General features: G+C 73.6%; 9 protein-coding genes. 3 read left to right on the top strand and 6 right to left on the bottom strand.

Annotated elements, in window-relative coordinates:
- Positions 1 to 323 precede the first annotated feature (323 nt).
- On the bottom strand, positions 324 to 890 hold the full coding sequence (locus ACWCPF_RS33460; RefSeq protein ID WP_451048843.1) for a MarR family winged helix-turn-helix transcriptional regulator: 567 nt from the start codon (positions 888 to 890) through the stop codon (positions 324 to 326).
- 157 nt (positions 891 to 1,047) lie between these two features.
- On the opposite strand from ACWCPF_RS33460, the gene ACWCPF_RS33455 reads away from it, so the two are divergent.
- The gene (locus ACWCPF_RS33455) at positions 1,048 to 2,331 is read left to right on the top strand and encodes an MFS transporter (RefSeq protein WP_451048850.1); all 1,284 of its coding nucleotides are present in this window, start codon (positions 1,048 to 1,050) and stop codon (positions 2,329 to 2,331) included.
- 66 nt (positions 2,332 to 2,397) lie between these two features.
- On the opposite strand, the gene ACWCPF_RS33450 is transcribed toward ACWCPF_RS33455, so the two are convergent.
- The 3 genes from ACWCPF_RS33450 to ACWCPF_RS33440 all read right to left on the bottom strand — a co-directional run bounded on the left by ACWCPF_RS33450 (position 2,398) and on the right by ACWCPF_RS33440 (position 6,579).
- Positions 2,398 to 3,195, bottom strand: a complete 798-nt coding sequence (locus tag ACWCPF_RS33450) for a class I SAM-dependent methyltransferase (RefSeq protein WP_451048842.1) — start codon at positions 3,193 to 3,195, stop codon at positions 2,398 to 2,400.
- Between the two features lie 32 nt (positions 3,196 to 3,227).
- Positions 3,228 to 4,904: an ATP-binding SpoIIE family protein phosphatase gene (locus tag ACWCPF_RS33445; RefSeq protein ID WP_451048841.1), complete on the bottom strand. Its 1,677-nt coding sequence runs from the start codon at positions 4,902 to 4,904 to the stop codon at positions 3,228 to 3,230.
- A gap of 298 nt (positions 4,905 to 5,202) precedes the next feature.
- Entirely contained in the window at positions 5,203 to 6,579 is a 1,377-nt protein-coding gene (locus tag ACWCPF_RS33440; protein ID WP_451048840.1) for an NAD(P)/FAD-dependent oxidoreductase, read from the bottom strand.
- Between the two features lie 386 nt (positions 6,580 to 6,965).
- Between ACWCPF_RS33440 and ACWCPF_RS33435 the strand changes: the two genes are divergently transcribed.
- The gene (locus ACWCPF_RS33435; protein WP_451048839.1) at positions 6,966 to 7,742 is read left to right on the top strand and encodes a TetR/AcrR family transcriptional regulator; all 777 of its coding nucleotides are present in this window, start codon (positions 6,966 to 6,968) and stop codon (positions 7,740 to 7,742) included.
- A 319-nt stretch (positions 7,743 to 8,061) separates the two neighbouring features.
- Complete coding sequence (locus tag ACWCPF_RS33430) at positions 8,062 to 10,044, top strand: sigma-70 family RNA polymerase sigma factor (protein WP_451048838.1); 1,983 nt, start codon at positions 8,062 to 8,064, stop codon at positions 10,042 to 10,044.
- Here the strand turns inward: ACWCPF_RS33430 and ACWCPF_RS33425 are convergent.
- Positions 10,031 to 13,513, bottom strand: coding sequence for an ATP-binding protein (locus tag ACWCPF_RS33425; protein ID WP_451048837.1), 3,483 nt, complete (start codon positions 13,511 to 13,513; stop codon positions 10,031 to 10,033). The two genes, ACWCPF_RS33430 and ACWCPF_RS33425, sit on opposite strands and share 14 nt — an antisense overlap.
- A gap of 1,003 nt (positions 13,514 to 14,516) precedes the next feature.
- Complete coding sequence (locus ACWCPF_RS33420) at positions 14,517 to 16,664, bottom strand: asparagine synthase-related protein (protein ID WP_451048836.1); 2,148 nt, start codon at positions 16,662 to 16,664, stop codon at positions 14,517 to 14,519.
- Between the last annotated feature and the right edge of the window lie 597 nt (positions 16,665 to 17,261).

Below are 17,261 nucleotides of genomic sequence, written 5' to 3'. Positions count from 1 at the left end.
GTTTCCCTTTCCGGCGGTTCCGACTCTATCAGATCCTTTCGGCGCTGATTCCCAGTCAGAGGGGGTTGTCTTCGCGACCCTTGGGCCGTTCCGACGTCTCAAACCTTAGCGGATCCGATCGGCAGTTCCTAATCGAGCTGCCGACCCCGAATCGAATTGAATTCGGGCACGCCGAATTCAACCCCGTAGGGAGATCGTGCTGATGGTTTGTGGTGTCGCCAGTGCGACGGAGGTGTTGCCGAAGAACCGTTACGGCTCCGTGGCAACCCGGAGAACTCTACTTACCTCGCATGGAGACGTCAAGCGCCGCCTGTCAAGATCTTTTAATCGAGGTCGCTGAGCCGGCCGCCGGCGTCCGGCTGGGCGTGCTCCACCCGGCGCAGCAGCCTGGTCAGGACCTCGCCGAGGCTGGTGCGCTCCTCCGCGGAGAGGTCCTGGAGGAGGTCCTCCTCGAAGACCGTCGCCATGCGCATCGCCTCCAGCCACTTCTCGCGGCCCTCGGGTGTCAGCTCCACGATCACCCGGACCCGGTTGGACTCGTCGCGCTCCCGGGTCACCAGTCCCTCGGCGAGCATGCGGTCGATCCGGTGGGTCATCGCGGCCGGTGTCAGGCCGAGGCGCTTGGCCAGGTCGCTGGGGCCCAGGCGATAGGGGGCGCCGGACAGGACGAGGGCCTTGAGGACCTCCCACTCGGCGTTGCTGATGCCGAGGTCCGCGGTCTGGCGGCCGTACGCGACGTTCATGCGGCGGTTGAGGCGGGACAGCGCCGAGACGATCTTCTCGATCTGCGGGTCGAGGTCCTGGAACTCGCGCTGGTAGGCCGCGATCTGCTCTTCGAGGGTCGGCTCGCCGCCGGTGCCCGTGCCGGCGCTGCCGGGGGTGTCGCCCATGTGGCCACTATCGCACGTCGTTCGTTCGCGTCGAAGTCTTTCGGGATGTACAGTTCAACTTCGAACTTTAGCTTCGAAGTCTTCGGTTCTAAGTACTGAGGCAGTAGAAGCACTGACCGTCACCAACCGCACTGCTTGAGAGATGAGAGAGGTGAACGTGACCAGGGCGATGGGCGCAGCGATGCGCCGGATCCACGTGGGCAACGCACTCAGCGCGTTCGGGCTCGGCTTCACCGTCCCCTACCTGTACGTCTATGTGGCGCAGGTGCGGGGGCTGGGGGCCATGACGGCGGGGCTCGTTCTCGCCGTCTTCGCGGTGGCCGCGCTGATCGTGCTGCCGTTCGCCGGCCGGGCGATCGTGCGCCGCGGTCCACTGCCGGTCCTGCTCGCCGCCCTGGTCACCGCCGCAATCGGAGCGCTGAGCCTCGGACTGGCCGGGAACGCGACGGCCGTACTGGCGGCCGCGGCCGCGCTCGGGGCCGGGCAGGCCGTGATGCAGCCGGCGCTCGCGACGATGATCGTGGACTGCTCGACCGCGGAGACGCGGTCGCGGGCGTTCGCGACGCAGTTCTTCCTGCAGAACCTCGGGCTGGGCGTCGGTGGGCTGATCGGCGGGCATCTGGTCGACACCACGCGCGTGTCGTCCTTCACTCTGCTGTTCGCCATCGAGGCGGCGATGTTCCTGCTGCTGGCCGTGGTGCTGTCGACGGTGCGGCTGCCGCACGCTCCGAAGGTCGGGGACGCCCCGCGGTCCGCCAGGGGGAGCTGGAAGCAGCTGCTCGGCAATCGGGCCATGGTGCAGCTGTGCGTGCTGGGCTTCGTGCTGTTCTTCGCCTGCTACGGGCAGTTCGAGTCGGGGCTGAGTGCGTACGGGGTCGAGGCCGTGGGGATTTCGACGTCCGCTCTCGGCAGCGCGCTGGCCGCCAACACGGCGATGATCGTGATCGCGCAGTTCGCGGTGCTGAAGTTCGTCGAGCGGCAGAAGCGGTCGCGGGTGATCGCGGCCGTGGGGCTGATCTGGGCCGTGGCGTGGGTCGTGGCCGGGTACGCCGGGCTCGGGCACGGCAGTCGGACGATGGCGACGGCCGCGTTCGTGTCGACCTACGCGTTGTTCGGGCTGGGCGAGGCGATGCTGTCGCCGACGGTCGCGCCGCTGGTCGCCGATCTCGCGCCGGAGGGGATGGCGGGGCAGTACAACTCGGCGTTCGCCCTGGTGAAGCAGCTTGCGCTGGCCGTCGGGCCGGCGGTGGGCGGACCGCTGGGGGCCTCGCTGCACGCGCCGTACATCGTGATGTTCCTGCTGTTCTCGCTGGGGATCACCTACCTGGCGCTGCGGCTGGGACGGCAGCTGACCGCCGTCCAGGATCAGCCGTGGCTGGTGCGGAAGCGGGTGGTGGCCCGGGGTGGGGCCGCTGTGGAGCCGGTGGGCGCGGAGGCCTGACCGCTCAGGGTTCGCCGTGCGGAAGGCGGCCGTCGTCCGAGGGGACGGCGGCCGCCTTCCGTGTGTTCAGCGGACCGCTGTCACCAGGGTCGCCGTGAAGGGGAAGGTCGTCGTGTCGTCGGGGAGGTGGCCGCGGATCGTTTCGGCGACGCGGGTGAGGGCCTGCTCGCCCCCGGCTTCGACGAGCGTCTGGCCCCAGGGGATCGCGGAGAGGTGGCCGGTGACGTAGTCCTCCAGTGGGGGGAGGGTGATGGCGAAGGTGAGGTCGCGGCGGGTGGTGGAGCCGAAGCCCGCGCGTTCGAGGGCGGTGGTCAGGCGGTCCGCGGCGCTGAAGGCCGTCCGGTAGCCGGCTGCCGCCTCCGGGGTGCCGTGTCGTTCCAGTGCCCGGTGCTGGGCCGTGAAGTACGGGGAGTCGTCCAGTTCGGCCCAGACCGTGGCGGCGAACCGGCCGTCGGGGCGGGTGACGCGGGCCGTCTCGGTCAGGGCCGCGTCGAGGTCGGGGAAGAACTGGGCGCCCTGTTGGCAGAGGACGGCGTCGAAGGCCGCGTCGGGGTAGGGGAGGTTGTGGGCGGGGGCGGCGGTGAATTCGATGTCCGGGTAGAGGCGCGGGTGGCACGCCACTGCGATCTTGAGCATCTCCTCGTTGACGTCCGCGCCGGCGACCCGGCCGGTGGGGCCGGCCTGTGCGGCGGCGGCGCGGGCCGCGAAGCCCGTGCCGCAGGCGAGGTCGAGGACGGTGGCGCCGGGGTAGAGGTCCGCGGCGTCCACGAGTGCGGTGACGAAGGGCGCCATGAGGGGCGCGACGTAGTGTTCGTAGCGCTGGGGGGCGCTTCCCGTGAGATGAAAGCCCGTTGCGTCTGCCATGGGGAGCTACTAGCACCGGGGGGCGTGTTCGCCTAGGTGCCGCGCGCGGGGGAGGTCGTTCCGTCCGGCTTCGGCAGGACGAACTCGCACCACACCGCCTTTCCGCCGCCCGGGGTGCGCCTGCTGCCCCAGCTGGTGGCGATGGTGGCGACGATGGCGATGCCGCGGCCCGATTCGTCGCCCGGTTCCGCGCGGCGGCGGCGCGGGAGGTGGTCGTCGCCGTCGGTGACCTCGATGATCAGGCGGCGGTCGGTGCGGCGCAGGCGCAGCCGCATGGGCGGGGTGCCGTGCTGAAGCGAGTTGGCGACGAGTTCGCTGGTGGCGAGGACGCCGAGGTCATGCAGTTCGGCGGGGAAGCGCCAGCTGGTGAGGACGCCGGAGGCGAAGGCACGCGCGCGTGGGGCCGCTTCGACTCCGCCGAGGAGCTCCAGGGCCGCGTTGCGGAACAGCTCGCCGTCGGGGCCGGTGCGGGCCGGGTGCTGGAGGACGAGGACGGCGACGTCGTCGTCGTGGTCGGCGGTGACGCCGGCCGAGCGGACCAGGCGGTCGCAGACGACCTGGGGGGTGCCGGTGGCGCCGGCCAGGGCGCGTTCCAGGGCGGCGATGCCTTCGTCCAGGTCTTCGTTCCTGCGCTCCACGAGGCCGTCCGTGTAGAGGACGGCCGTCGAGCCGGGGCCCAGGGGGATGGAGCCGGAGGCGTGCATCCAGCCGCCGGTGCCCAGGGGCGGGCCGGTGGGTTCGGCGGCGCGCAGGACGGTGCCGTTCTCGTCGCGGACGAGGATGGGGAGGTGGCCTGCGGAGGCGTACACGAGCCGGCCCTCGTTGGGGTCGTGGATGGCGTACACGCACGTGGCGATCTGGTTGGCGTCGATCTCCATGGCGAGGCCGTCGAGGAGCTGGAGGACCTCGTGCGGGGGCAGGTCGAGGCGGGCGTAGGCGCGGACCGCGGTGCGGAGCTGGCCCATGACGGCCGCCGCGCGCACGCCTCGGCCCATGACGTCGCCGATGACGAGGGCGGTGCGGCCGCCGCCGAGGGTGATGACGTCGTACCAGTCGCCGCCGACGGCGGCCTCGGTGCCGCCGGGCTGGTAGGTGGCGGCGATGCGCAGGTCGTCGGGCTCTTCGAGCTCCTGGGGGAGGAGGGAGCGCTGGAGGGTGACGGCCGTCTCGCGCTGGCGGCGTTCGCTGGTCCTGAGGCGTTCGGCGGCTTCGGCGTGGTCGGTGACGTCGGTGGCGAAGATCAGGACGGCGCTCTTGCCGTTGTTCTCGGCTGCCGGGGTGCAGGTGAACGTGTAGGAGCGGCCGTCGGGCGCCTTGCGGGACTTCAGGGTGCGGGGCTTGCCGCTGCGCAGGGCCTGGTCGAGGAGCGGCAGCAGTCCGAGGTCGCGGAGTTCGGGGAGGGCTTCGGCGGCCGGTTCGCCGCAGGAGCGTACGCCGAAGGCCGCCGCGTAGGCGTCGTTGACGTAGGCGAGGCGGTGGTCGGGGCCGTGGACGAGGGCGACGAGGGCCGGAACGCGGTCGAGGACCTCACGGACCGGGAGTTCGTCGACCGCGGGCACCGGCGGCGGCTCGTCGGTGAGTTGTTCGACGCGGGCCGCGGGTACCGAGCCCTCGCTCCGCCGGTCCGTGGGGGTGACCGGGTGATCGGCTCGCGCGGCGGCGCGGCGCTGCGTTCCGGGGAGCCGGGCGCTCCAGCGCGTGAAGTTCACGAATCCTTGCCTCGTGTAGTTGTCGTCGGCCGGCTCCGGGCCCGGCCTGGGCTCCGGGGGCCGCGCGGCGGTGGCCGCACATTGTTGCAGCACCCGGGGTGTGGAGCACGGGGAAACAGCCTCGTGGGTCGCGGGGGCGGGCGGTGGCCCGCCGGGTGGGGCTCGAGAGGTGGCTCGGGAGAAGGCTCTGGGGAGGGCTCGGGAGGGGTTTATGAGCAGGGAGCAGTCTGGCAGTGTGGCCGCCGTCCGGGCCGACATTCGTCATACGTGGGGGCGGCCGGTGGAGTTCCTGGATCCGTCAGGACGACCCCTTCGGGTCGTCGGGAGACTCTCGAGAAGGCTTTCCACCGGCAGCGAGTTCGAACTCCGCGCGGGGATGTTCGAGTGATCCCAGGGAGACGATCTCCCGTTTGAAGAGGCCGGCGAGGGTCCATTCGGCGAGCACGCGCGCCTTGCGGTTGAAGGTGGGCACGCGGCTGAGGTGGTACGCGCGGTGCATGAACCAGGCCGGGTAGCCCTTGAGCTTGCGTCCGTAGACGAAGGCGACGCCTTTGTGGAGGCCGAGCGAGGCGACCGAGCCGACGTATTCATGGGAGTACGTCCGCAGGGGTTCGCCGTGCAGGGAGCGCGTGATGTTGTCGGCGAGGACCTTGGCCTGGCGGACGGCGTGCTGGGCGTTGGGCGCGGTCTCCGCACCGGGCCGGTCGGCCGTCACGTCGGGGACCGCGGCGGCGTCTCCGGCCGCCCACGCGTGCGTGACGCCGTCGACGGTCAGCTCGGGGGTGCATTTCAGCCGACCTCGTTCATTGAGCGGGAGGTCGGTGGCGGCGAGCAGCGGGTGGGGTTTGACGCCGGCGGTCCACACGACCGTACGGGTCGGGAAGCGGGCGCCGTCGCTGAGGACGGCGATGCGGTCGGCGCAGGACTCCAGGCGGGTGTTCAGCCGGACGTCGATGTTGCGGCGGCGTAGTTCGCTGACCGTGTAGCGGCCCATGTCGGCGCCGACCTCCGGCAGGATCCGGTCGGAGGCCTCGACCAGGATCCACTTCATGTCCTCGGGCTTGACGTTGTGGTAGTAGCGCGTGGTGTAGCGCGCCATGTCCTCCAGTTCGCCGAGTGCCTCCACGCCCGCGTAGCCGCCGCCGACGAAGACGAAGGTGAGGGCCGCGTCGCGGATGGCGGGGTCGCGGGTGGAGGAGGCGATGTCCATCTGTTCGATGACGTGGTTGCGCAGCCCGATGGCCTCCTCGACGGTCTTGAAGCCGATGGCGTGGTCGGCCAGGCCCGGGATGGGGAGCGTGCGGGAGACGGAGCCGGGCGCGAGGACGATTTCGTCGTACGCCAGCTGCTGGGGGCCGGTGCCTTCCTCGTCGGTGGCGAGGGTGGTGAGGGTGGCGGTGCGCTTGGCGTGGTCGACGGCGGTGACCTCGCCGACCACGACCCGGCAGTGCGGCAGGACGCGGCGCAGGGGCACGACGACGTGCCGGGGGGAGATGGACCCCGCGGCCGCCTCGGGCAGGAAGGGTTGGTAGGTCATATACGGGTCGGGTGTGACGACCGTGATCTCGGCCTCGCCCCGGCCGAGTTCCTGTTGCAGCTTCTGCTGGAGCCGCAGGGCCGTGTACATCCCGACGTAGCCACCGCCGACAACGAGAATGCGCGCACGTTCCTTCACCCTCCCATGACGCACCGGCCGCCGGAGTTTGTCCACAGCCTCGACAATTTGTGTGACCGCGAGTCGGCCGCGCCCCGGGTTGGCCGAAACACCGGAGTACGGATCAGGAGCGCAGGTCAGAGGGTGTGCGCCGGGGTGGGGGAAGGGGCGCAATCGGGACGTATACGACCCGTACTCCGATCGGGGGGCGCTCCGTGCGGAACCTGCCCCTTCTGAATTGACTGCCTCTCAACTATGTTCGTATGTCGACGGGGTGTCAGGGGGAAGCGCTCTACGGGTCTGCGACGGGCGGACTCGAGGAGGCTGCTGTCCCCTGTGTTCCACGCCCCGGATTTCTATGGCGGGGAAAGTCTCCGGGGGGAGACGTCATTACCGGGGGATCATTCATGCACATTCAGAACTCGCATTGGTCGTCCGCGCCGACGCTCGCAACCGGCGGCGCGGTCGGTGCGGTCGGCACGGCCATCGGCAACGGACGCGGAGACGGCGCGCGCACAGCGCCGCTGCGCGTGGACGCACAGCGCAATCTGGAACACGTACTGCGGGCCGCGCGGGAGGTCTTCGGCGAGCTGGGGTACGGCGCGCCGATGGAGGACGTGGCGCGGCGCGCGCGGGTCGGGGTCGGCACGGTGTACCGGCGCTTCCCGAGCAAGGACGTCCTGGTGCGGCGGATAGCCGAGGAGGAGACCTCTCGGCTGACCGACCAGGCGCGGACGGCGCTCGGCCAGGAGGACGAACCGTGGTCGGCCCTGTCGCGCTTCCTGCGGACGTCCGTGGCGTCCGGCGCCGGGCGGCTGCTGCCGCCGCAGGTGCTGCGCGTCGGGGTCGCGGAGGACGGCTCCGAGGGCGGGCCGGCCGGCGAGGCGCGGGTGCCGCAGCAGCGGACCCAGCCGGGCGGCGGCGAACTGCGGCTCGTCCCGGAGGACGGTACGACGGCCGCTGTCGACGACACCGGCGCCGCGGCGCTGCTCGAGGTCGTGGGCCGGCTCGTGGAGCGGGCGCGGGAGGCGGGCGAACTGCGCGTCGACGTGTCGGTGTCGGATGTGCTGCTGGTGATCGCGACGGCGGCGCCCTCGCTGCCGGACCCGGCGCAGCAGGCGGCGGCCTCGGCGCGATTGCTGGACATCCTGCTGGAGGGCCTGCGGTCCCGGTCCTCTTCGTGAGCCGGAAGCGGTGATGGTGGGTGGGGGCGCCGCACTGCCCCCACCTCCCGTCCACCGCACTGGACGGGCGCCGGACACGTGCCGAACAAGTGCCGAACAAGCGCCGGACATCCGGGGCATTTCGAGCAGGCGGCTCAACTCCTGCCCACAGAACGACAGTTGAACCTTGCCCGTATGGGTGAACCTTAGTACTGGACTGCGACAAGTCCCCACGGACGAGTGGATGGCCCGTCCGACGGGGTACTGACCAAAAGCCAATATGGCACTCTGACCCGGTGGTCGGGACTGGTTGTTGGGCAGGCGGCGGGGGCTTTCCGCGATGAGCGTTGACGGTCAGGACGAGTCACTCGGTTCACCCAGTGACGGTGACGGTGACGCGGCGGCCGACGGCCCGACCTCGCCACAGGTACCGAGCCAGGGCCGACGCGTGAGCGGTGGGGAGGGTCCGCACGCCGATCCGCCGGAAGGCACGGCGGAGAGCGCGGCGTACAGCACCATTCCGGCGCAGCGTGAGTGGCGTGCCGAAGGGATCCTGCCGCCGCCTCGGGACGTGCCGCCCGGCGACACCGATCTGATCGGCCGGATGCGCTCGGGCGACGACACGGCGTACGAGGAGCTGTACCGGCGCCATGCCGACGCCGTGCGCCGCTACGCCCGCACCTGCTGCCGGGACGCCCACACCGCCGACGACCTCACCGCCGAGGTCTTCGCCCGCATGCTCCAGGCGGTGCGCAGGGGCTCGGGACCCGAGTACGCCGTCCGCGCCTATCTCCTCACCTCCGTCCGACGGGTGGCCGCGGGCTGGACGCAGTCGGCGAAGCGGGAGCAGCTCGTCGACGACTTCGCGGTGTTCGCGGCGCAGTCCGCCCGCCCCGCGGAGGTGTCCGACGACGACACGCTGGACCTGGGCGCGGATGTGCGCGCGATGCACGAGGCCGAGCAGTCCATGGCCATGCAGGCCTTCCGCTCGCTGCCCGAGCGCTGGCAGGCGGTGCTGTGGCACACGGAGGTCGAGGACGAGTCGCCGAGCGAGGTCGCCATGCTGTTCGGCCTCGACGCCAACGGCACGCGCGTGCTCGCCAGCCGGGCCCGCGAGGGCCTCAAGCAGGCCTACCTCCAGGCCCATGTCAGCGCCACCCTCACCAGCGACGAGGAGTGCGCCCGCTACGCCGACCAGCTCGGCACCTACGCCCGCCGCAGGCTGCGCACCCGCGCGGAACGGGGGCTGCGCAAGCACCTGGAGGAGTGTGCGCAGTGCCGGCTGGCCGCCCTGCAGATCGAGGAGGTCGCCGGCAGCATCCCCGCCGTCGTGCCGATCGCGGTCATCGGCTGGTTCGGCGCCGCCGGGTACGCCAAGGCGCTCGCGCTCGTCGCCGGCGGCACCGGAGCGGGGGCCGCGGGCGCCGCGGGGGCGGCCGCCGCGGCGAGCGGTTCCTCCGGCGGGGCGAGTTCCGGAGGCGGGGCGGCGGCCTCCGAGGGGCTGGGCGCGCCCGTGAAGGCCGGTATCGCGGCAGGTGTGGTGTCGGTGGCGGCCGCCGTGGTGGCCCTCGCGCTCGTCGGCAACGACGGCCCGGCCGAGCCGCCCGAGGCGAGGCCGCCGGCCTCCGCACCCGCGCCGGTCGCGCGGCCCGAGGAGCCGACGCCGACGCCGACTCCCACGCCGACGCCTGCGCCTGAGCCGGCCGAGGAACCCGCGCCGGAACCGCCGGCGATCCTCCCGGTGGCGGCCCCGACGCCGACCCCCACCCCCAGGCCGACGCCCACACCGACCCCGACCCCGACCCCGGCGTCCACGCCCACCCCGACGCCCACCCCGGCTCCGAAGCCCAGTCCGACCCCCACTCCGACGCCGACGCCCCCGCCCGCCCCGGCCGTCTTCCAGCTGAGCGAGCTCGCCTTCGACGTCCACGGCGACGGCACCGGGCCCGAGATCCGGCTCCGCGACAGCAGTTGGGTGTGGCAGCGCAACGCGCTCTACATCGCGGACCGCCGGTACGCGCCCGGGGTGACCGTGCACGGCAGCTCCTCCGTCACCGTCGACCTCAACCGGAAGTGCACCTCCTACGACGGGTTCGTCGGCGTCGACGACCTGACGTTGAAGTTCGGCAAGGTCTCGTTCTCCGTCTACGCCGACGACAACCGGCTCTGGTCGTCCGGGGTGATCGAGGGCGGCGACCCGGCCGTGCTCGTCCATGTGAACCTCAGCGGTCGCACGAGTGTGCGCCTGGTGGTCGAGCCGCACAGCCACCACGACTCGGTGGCGCTCGCGGACTGGGCGGAGTCCCGGTTCACCTGCTCGTAGGCGCCGAGGAGCGGGGAGTGCGCGGCTGCTCGGCCGAGGGGTGGCGGCGCATGGCCTCCGTGAGCTCGTCCAGGGCGTCGGTCGCGGTCAGGGGTTTACCCAGGGCGCACTCGCCCGCGTAGCGCTCGGCGCCCAGGGCCTCGCGGGCCGCGGCCTCGGTTCGCTCGGCGCGGGCGTGCTCGGGTGCGGGACGCGGATAGGGGCCGCGCAGTGCGTCGGCCGCCGCGAGGAGACGGGCCGCGCGCGGGAAGTCGCCGAGCCGGGCCAGCAGGTCCGCCGCGGTGTCCACGATCGACGCCGTGATCGCCTCGGCGCACTGGTCGGCCACCGCTTGCCGCAGCGTGTCGGCGAGCACCGACAGACCGTGCTCCGGCCCGGACTCGACGGCCGTGAGGTCGCCGTCGAGCATGCCCAGCGCCGCCGTGAACTGGGGCGGCGGGGTGCCCTCCCCGATCGCCGCGCGGGTCTCTTCGCACAGCACGCGCGCGTGAGCGGCATCGCCCTGGTGCAGCGCGATGTAGGCGCGCATCAGCCGGACGAACGCCCGGACGTCCGGCAGGCCATGGCGGTCGGCGGCGCTGCTCGCCTCGTCCAGCGCCTCCATGGCGCCCTCGACATGGCCCGACCGGAAGGCAATCTCCCCGAGCCGGGCGATGAGGAACGGCGCTTCGGTGTACGCCCCGACCTCATGGGCGAGCCGCAGCGCCTCGCGGTACTCCTGCTCCGCCTCCGCGTAGCGGCCGCGCGCCATCGCCGTCTCGCCCGCCGCGCCGCACACCTGGGCCCGCATCCAGCGGTCGCCGACGCGCAGGCTGAGCACCCGCAGCTCCGCCAGATCGTCGTCCACCCCGTGCAGTCCGCCGGGCGAGTCGACGACTATGTGCGTGCGGAACATCAGGGTGCAGCCGAGCTCCCAGTCGCCGCCGTGGGCACGGCAGTTGGCGACGGCCGCGTCCAGGACGGCCCGGGCGTCCACCGTGTCCCGCAGCTGGAAGGACGTCAGCGGCCAGAGCATGCCGGGCATCCGCGCGGACTGCGGGCCGCCCGGCTCGTAGCCGGCGCGCAGCCGGGCGAGGTACTCCCGACGGCGCGGGTTCGCCGCCACGTCCTTCGGCCCCTCGGACAACAGGAACAGGTGCTGCATCCGCAGGTCCATGCGGTGCGGGTGGCGGTGGCCGGGCGGGGGTCGGTGTCCCTGCTCGGGGTGGGTGTCGTCGTCCGCCGTGGTGGGCTCGTCGAGGAAGGCGTCGATCGGATCGACGGCGGTCATGCGGGCGACGAGGTCGGCGGGGACGGGGAGGGCGGGGACAGGGAGGGCGGGAAGGGTGGCGGCGTCCCCGCGCGTGGGGTGGAGTGAGTCCGTGGACTGGAGTTTGTCCGTGAGGTGGAGTTTGTCTGTGGGGAGGAGTGTGTCCAGGACCGCGGCCAGGCGCAGGGTGCGGTCGGTCCACTCGGCGCCCTCGATGCGGTGGTTGCGGAGCCACCAGAACCAGCCCATGGCCAGGCAGAGGGCGGCGGCCTCCTCCTCCGCGCCGGCCATGAGCGCCCGCTGGAGGCCCACGCGGATGTTGTCCAGCTCGGTCTCCAGACGGGAGATCCAGGGGAGTTGCTCGGCGGAGCGCAGCAGTGGGTCGGCCCGCTCGACGAGCGCGCGCACCCACGCGCGGTGTCGCCGTTCGGCCACCGCGCGGCCGTGCGGGAGTTCGGCGGCGCGCTCGGTGGCGTACTCGTGGATCGTCTCCAGCATGCGGTAGCGCATGGCGCCGCCGCCGTGCCTCCGGTACGGGGCCGCCACGACGAGGGACTTGTCGACGAGCGCTCCGACCAGGTCGGCGACCGGGCCCGAGCACACGGCCTCCGCGGCTTCCAGGTCCCAGCCGCCCGCGAACACGGACAGCTCGCGCAGCAGCGTGCGCTCCGGTTCGTCGAGCAGGTCCCAGGACCAGTCGACGACGGCTCGCAGGGTCTGCTGGCGGGGCAGGACCGTGCGGCTGCCCGAGGTGAGGAGGCGGAAGCGGTCGTCGAGGCGGTCGGCGATCTGACGTGGGGTGAGCAGCCGGAGCCGGGCGGCGGCGAGTTCGATGGCGAGCGGCAGCCCGTCCAGCCGTCGGCAGATCTCCGCGATCGCCTCCTCTTCCCGCAGGAGCGCGGCCGCGTCGGGGCGGACGGCGGTCGCGCGCTCGGTGAAGAGGCGGTGCGCCTGGTCGGGGAGGAGGGGCTCGACCGGGCGGACCGACTCGCCGGGCACGCCCAGGGGTTCACGGCTGGTGGCGAGGATCGTGAGCTCTGGGCAGCGGGTGAGGAGCGTCTCGGCGAGGGCGGCGGCCGCGCCGATGACATGTTCGCAGTTGTCAAGGATCAGGAGTTGGCTGCGCGGGGCGCAGTACTCGACGAGCAGGGCGACCGGGTCGTCCTGCGGGGGTGCCAGCTCGGTGGTCATCAATGCGGTCTCGCGCAGACCGAGGGCACTGACCACCGCGCCCGGCACCGCCTCCGGCCGGTCGAGCGGCGCCAGCTCGACCAGCCACGCCTGCGGGAGCCCGGCGGCGGCTTCCTCGGCGAGACGGGTCTTTCCAGAGCCGCCCGGTCCGGTGAGCGTGACCAGACGGGCCCTGTGCAATTCGGAACGGATGGCGTCGAGCTCGGGTTCCCGGCCCACGAAAGAGGTAAGACGCGGACGGATGTTGCCGGTCCGTCGGGGGAGTCGGAGCGGAGGGAGACCGGCGAGGGGGGTCGTCCGGGGACGGCTCTCGGGGCGGTTCAGGAGCTCGGCGTGGAGGGCGCGCAGGTCCGGGCCCGGGTCGGTGCCGAGGCCGTCGGAGAGGGTGCGGCGGGCGGTCTCGTACGCGGCGAGGGCGTCGGCGTCACGGCCGGTGTCGCGCAGGGCGCGGATGAGGAGGGCGTGCAGCGGTTCGTCGTAGGGGTGCGTGGCGGCCAGTTCCGTCAGGCGCGGCAGAACTTCGCGGGCGCGGCCGAGGACGATGTCCGCCTCGGCGCGGGCGCGGACCGCCTCCAGGTGGAGGGCTTCGGGGCGGGCGGCCGGGGTGCGGTCGGGGAGGTCGGCGAGGGCGGGGCCGCGCCAGAGGGCGAGGGCGTCGTCGAGCGTGCGCGCGGCGGTGGGCGCGTCGCCCTGCCGCAGGGCGTGCGTGCCCTCGCGCACGAGCCGCTCGAAGACGAACAGGTCGACGTCGTCCTCGGTCGCGGCGAGCCGGTAACCCCCCGGCGCGGAGACGACGGAGTCCTTGCCGACGGCCCGGCGGAGACGGCCGATCAGCGCCTGGAGGGCGGCGGGGGCGTCCTGGGGCGGGTCGGCGGCCCAGACCTCGTCGATGAGGTCTCCCGGGGCGGTGAGCCGTCCCGGGCGCAGCGCCAGAGCGGTGAGCAGGGCGCGGAGACGGGCGCCGGGGATGGATACGGCGCTGCCCTGGTCGTCCGCTGTCTGGGTGACGCCCAGGATTCTGTACCGCACCCAGCCATTGTCGCCGGGGCACGGACACGGGGCACCAGATTTGCCACCGGGTTGCCGAGCGGGGGTGCGGGGGCGGGGTGGTCGCGGGTGGGGTGGTCGGCGGCGGGGTGGTCGGCGGCGGGGTGGTCGGGGGCAGGATGGTCGGGGGCAGGATGGTCGGCGGCGGGGTAACGGTGTGCGGCGCGCGCTCCACAGCGCCCCCGCCCCGGCGAGGGCCCGCCCTTCGACGGCCCGCTCGGCGCCCGGCCCGCTCGGCGCCCGGCCCGCCCGGCGCCCGGCCCGCCCGGCGCCCGGCCCGCCCGGCGACGGCCCGCCGAAGGCTTGGCCCGCCGAGGGTCGCGCTGGCAGTCCGCCCGGCCTGCCGTCGGTCGCCCCTCCAAGGCCCCGCCCGCCGAGGGCCCCGCCGGCGAAGGCCCCGTCCTCCCGGCAACCGCCCCGCCCGCCGAGCGCCGGCCCGCCGATGCCCGACCCGCCGATGCCCGACCCGCCGATGCCCGATCCGCCGAGGATCGCGCCCGCCGTCGGCCCGGCCTGCCGTCGGTCCCCCCTCCAAGACCCCGCCCGCCGAGGGCCCCGCCGGCGAAGGCCCCGTCCGCCCGACAACCGCCTCGCCCGACAACCGCCTCGCCCGCCGAGCGCCGGCCCGCCGATGCCCGGCCCGCCGAGGGTTGCACTCGCCGTCGGCCCGGCCTGCCGTCGGTCCCCCCTCCAAGACCCCGCCAGCCGCGGGCCCCGCCGGCGAAGGCCCCGTCCGCCCGACAACCACCCCGCCCGCCGAAGGCCCGGCCCGCCGAGGATCGCGCCCGCCGTCGGCCCGGCCTGCCGTCGGGTCTCACCCCTCCAAAACTCCGCCCCTCCGAAACCCCGCCCCTCCGAAACCCCGCTCCTCCAGGGCCCCGCCCGTCACAGGCGGCCCCGCCCGTCACAGGCCCAGCCGTCACACAAGCCCGGCCGGCAGGCTCGCCGGGCCTCACAGCGCACCAGGGCGTCGACGGTCCCGTCCTCACCCTCCGGAGGACACCGCGCGTCTTTGTGGGGCGATGCCGGCCGGTACCGCGCGGGCTCGGGCCGGGGTGCCTGTCCAGCAGGTGCCTCTGCGGGAGAGGAGGCGGCGGAGCCAGAGTTCCAGGGAGATCAGGTCGGCGAGGCCGTCCAGGGGGAGGGGTTCGCCCGCCGCCGCGGCTCTGAGGGCCTTGCGGACGACTCTCGCCTCGATCAGGCCCGCCTCCGCGAGGAGCGGCGCTTCGAAGAGCGTGAGGAGGGGGTCCATGGCCATGCGCAGGCCGGCCCGGGCGGCCGCGTCGGCGGAGGCCTGGGAAGGGGCGCCCCAGCCGTGCGGGAGGTCGGTGACGCCCGCGCCCTTGAGGACGGTGCGCAGGATCGCCGCACGCGCCCCCGGTTGCACACGCAGGGTCTCGGGGAGCGCACGGCACGCGCGGACGACCTGGTTGTCGAGGAACGGGGCGTGCAGTCGCTGGGAGCGGATCTCGGCGGCCTGCTCCAGGACGCGGAGATCCATGGCGTGCCGGGTGAGCGCCGCACGCGCGCGATAGTCGCCCGGACGCTGGCCCGGTCCCACGCCGGCGCGATGCGTGGCCCCTTGTAGGCGAACCGATACTTCAGCCAGCGCCTCCCCCGTGAGCCAGCGCGCGGCCGGGCCCGCTCCGCCCCAGGTCAGGGCCGCGAGGGACGCCCCTACGGCGCCTGAGGGGTCGTCGAAACTGAAGCTGCGGTGCAGGAGTCGTTCGGCGAGACCCTCCAAACCCGCGCGGTACGGCGTACGGGCCAGCCGGCGGGCGGCGCCGTACACGCGCGCGGGGACGAGCACGGAGCCGTCCGCCTTCGTCAGCGCGGCGACAGGGCGCACGAGGTGGCGGCGCTTGCGGTCCATCAGCAGGTCCGCCAGGCGGGCCGGGTGGGCGTCCAGGACCTGGCGGGCGCCGTAGCCCGTGAAGTGGTCCGCGCTGCCCGCCGCGAGACGCGCGCGGTCGCGGGCGGCCAGGACCAGGCTGGGGCCGGGTTCGTCGGTCAGCGGGCCGTCCAGGTCGGCGTACGGCAGCGTCTCCTCGCCGCCGGCCACGACGACGTGGTGCAGGCGCGGGTTGGCCGCGAGGGCGCCGGCCCGTTCCAGTTCGGCCTCGCGGCCGCCGACGGCCAGGTCGTTGAAGGTGACGGCCACCAGCCGCTCCCCCGCGCCCGTGCCGTGGCCGAGCAGGGTGCCCGGCATGCCGGGCAGGCCCGCGGCGAGCAGCGCCAGCGTGCCGGAGGCGGGGCCGCCGGAGAGGTCGGCGCCGATGCCGGGAACGGGCATCCCGCGCGCGGCGCGCCGTTCGGCGGGTCCCATGCCGGGCACCGGGCCGGGGTCGATGTCGGGGACGTGCCGGGGCGCGGACAGACGCGCGCGTACCGCCTCGATCAGCGCGTCGCGCACGGCGTCGACCGCGCTGTCCGGGTCGGCCGGGGGCGCCGCGACGGCGAGCGAGGCGACCGGCTCGTACCCGGCGACCTCGCGCGCCCCGGCGCGAAGGATCAGTGCATGCCCCGGTGGAATGCGGCGCACGCCGTCGTACGGGGTGGAGTCGTGCAGCGCGGCCGGGACGTCCGGGGCGGCGAGAAGGGCCGCCAGATGGCCGAAGTCGAGGTTGGCCTCGACGAGGTCGGCCAGCGGCAGCGCGGCCGTCGCGTACGCCGTGCCGCCCGCCCAGGGGGTGTGGAACACCGGGCGCGCGCCCGCCAGATCGCCGCAGACGGTGATGCGCCGGCCGACCTGGGCGATCGCCGTGTAGCTGCCCGGCCAGGCCGTCAGATGCCGAAGTGCCCCTCCGCGCGCGGCGAACAGTCCGACGCGCAGCTGTTCGTCGGTCGCCCCGCAGGTGCCGAGGACCGCGATCCGGGTCTGGGCGTCGGCCTTCACCACCCGCACCTCGTCGGGGCGCCAGTCGCCGACCGCCCACAGCGGATCGGGGTCTCCCCACAGGAGTTGGGAGCCGACCGGCTGCAAGGTCTCGCCCTCGTAGCCGACTTGGCCGCCCTGCGCCTCTCGGCGCTCCTGGCCCCCGTACGCCGCGCCGCCGTCGTGCCGGCCGTCGTAGCCGACGGACCCGCCCAACGCGCCCGCGGCGGTGCTGCTCCAACCCACCAACCACCGCATCGACGCCTCCACAGGCTGTGGACAACCGAGTGCACCGTACGAACGGTTCACATGCTGCCACGAAGAACGCGCCGTAGAAGGAGGCGGCACCGCTTGTGATCCGGGGAGTCCGCCCGGGTGAACGCGTCGACGCCGGCTGGGACGCTCCTGCGCACCCCGGTGTCCGCGACCTGAATGCGCCCCCGGTACGCTCCCCCAAGACGCCCTGCGCGCCGTCGATTTCCATGGTGGGAGGCGTTGTCACCCATGGAACACAGGGTCGCTTTTCGGCCAAATCCCCGGCGTACGTCCGACGTTGAGAGCGCGCCGAGCAGGCTCCGCACACGCTCCGTACACACGCGCGTGCCTCGAAGGCGCGCGCCGGTCCGGGAGGCGGAGTTCGCCCCCCGGACCGTTCCGCCGCCCGCGGGGATGAAGGCGGCGGTGTCCCCCAGCCCACTGGATCCAGTACAGCGGGCCGACCCACGCACGGCCCATGGAACCGCTCCCGTGGTGGCCGGAGAAGAGCGCACGGCCGGGCGCACGGCCACACAGCGGGAGCACACCGCAACGGTCCGTACCTGAGCCGTCACATTCGTACGGACCACAATCCCGCCA

The sequence above is a fragment of the Streptomyces sp. NPDC001858 genome, from assembly GCF_053594615.1.
This window is presented reverse-complemented; position numbering and strand designations above follow the sequence as displayed.

What these genes read in the sequence shown, in the direction of transcription:
- ACWCPF_RS33460 (WP_451048843.1), bottom strand. Translation starts at nt 890, where the DNA reads ATGGGCGACACCCCCGGCAGCGCCGGCACGGGCACCGGCGGCGAGCCG.
- ACWCPF_RS33450 (WP_451048842.1), bottom strand. Translation starts at nt 3,195, where the DNA reads ATGGCAGACGCAACGGGCTTTCATCTCACGGGAAGCGCCCCCCAGCGC.
- ACWCPF_RS33435 (WP_451048839.1), top strand. Translation starts at nt 6,966, where the DNA reads ATGCACATTCAGAACTCGCATTGGTCGTCCGCGCCGACGCTCGCAACC.
- ACWCPF_RS33430 (WP_451048838.1), top strand. Translation starts at nt 8,062, where the DNA reads ATGAGCGTTGACGGTCAGGACGAGTCACTCGGTTCACCCAGTGACGGT.
- ACWCPF_RS33420 (WP_451048836.1), bottom strand. Translation starts at nt 16,664, where the DNA reads ATGCGGTGGTTGGTGGGTTGGAGCAGCACCGCCGCGGGCGCGTTGGGC.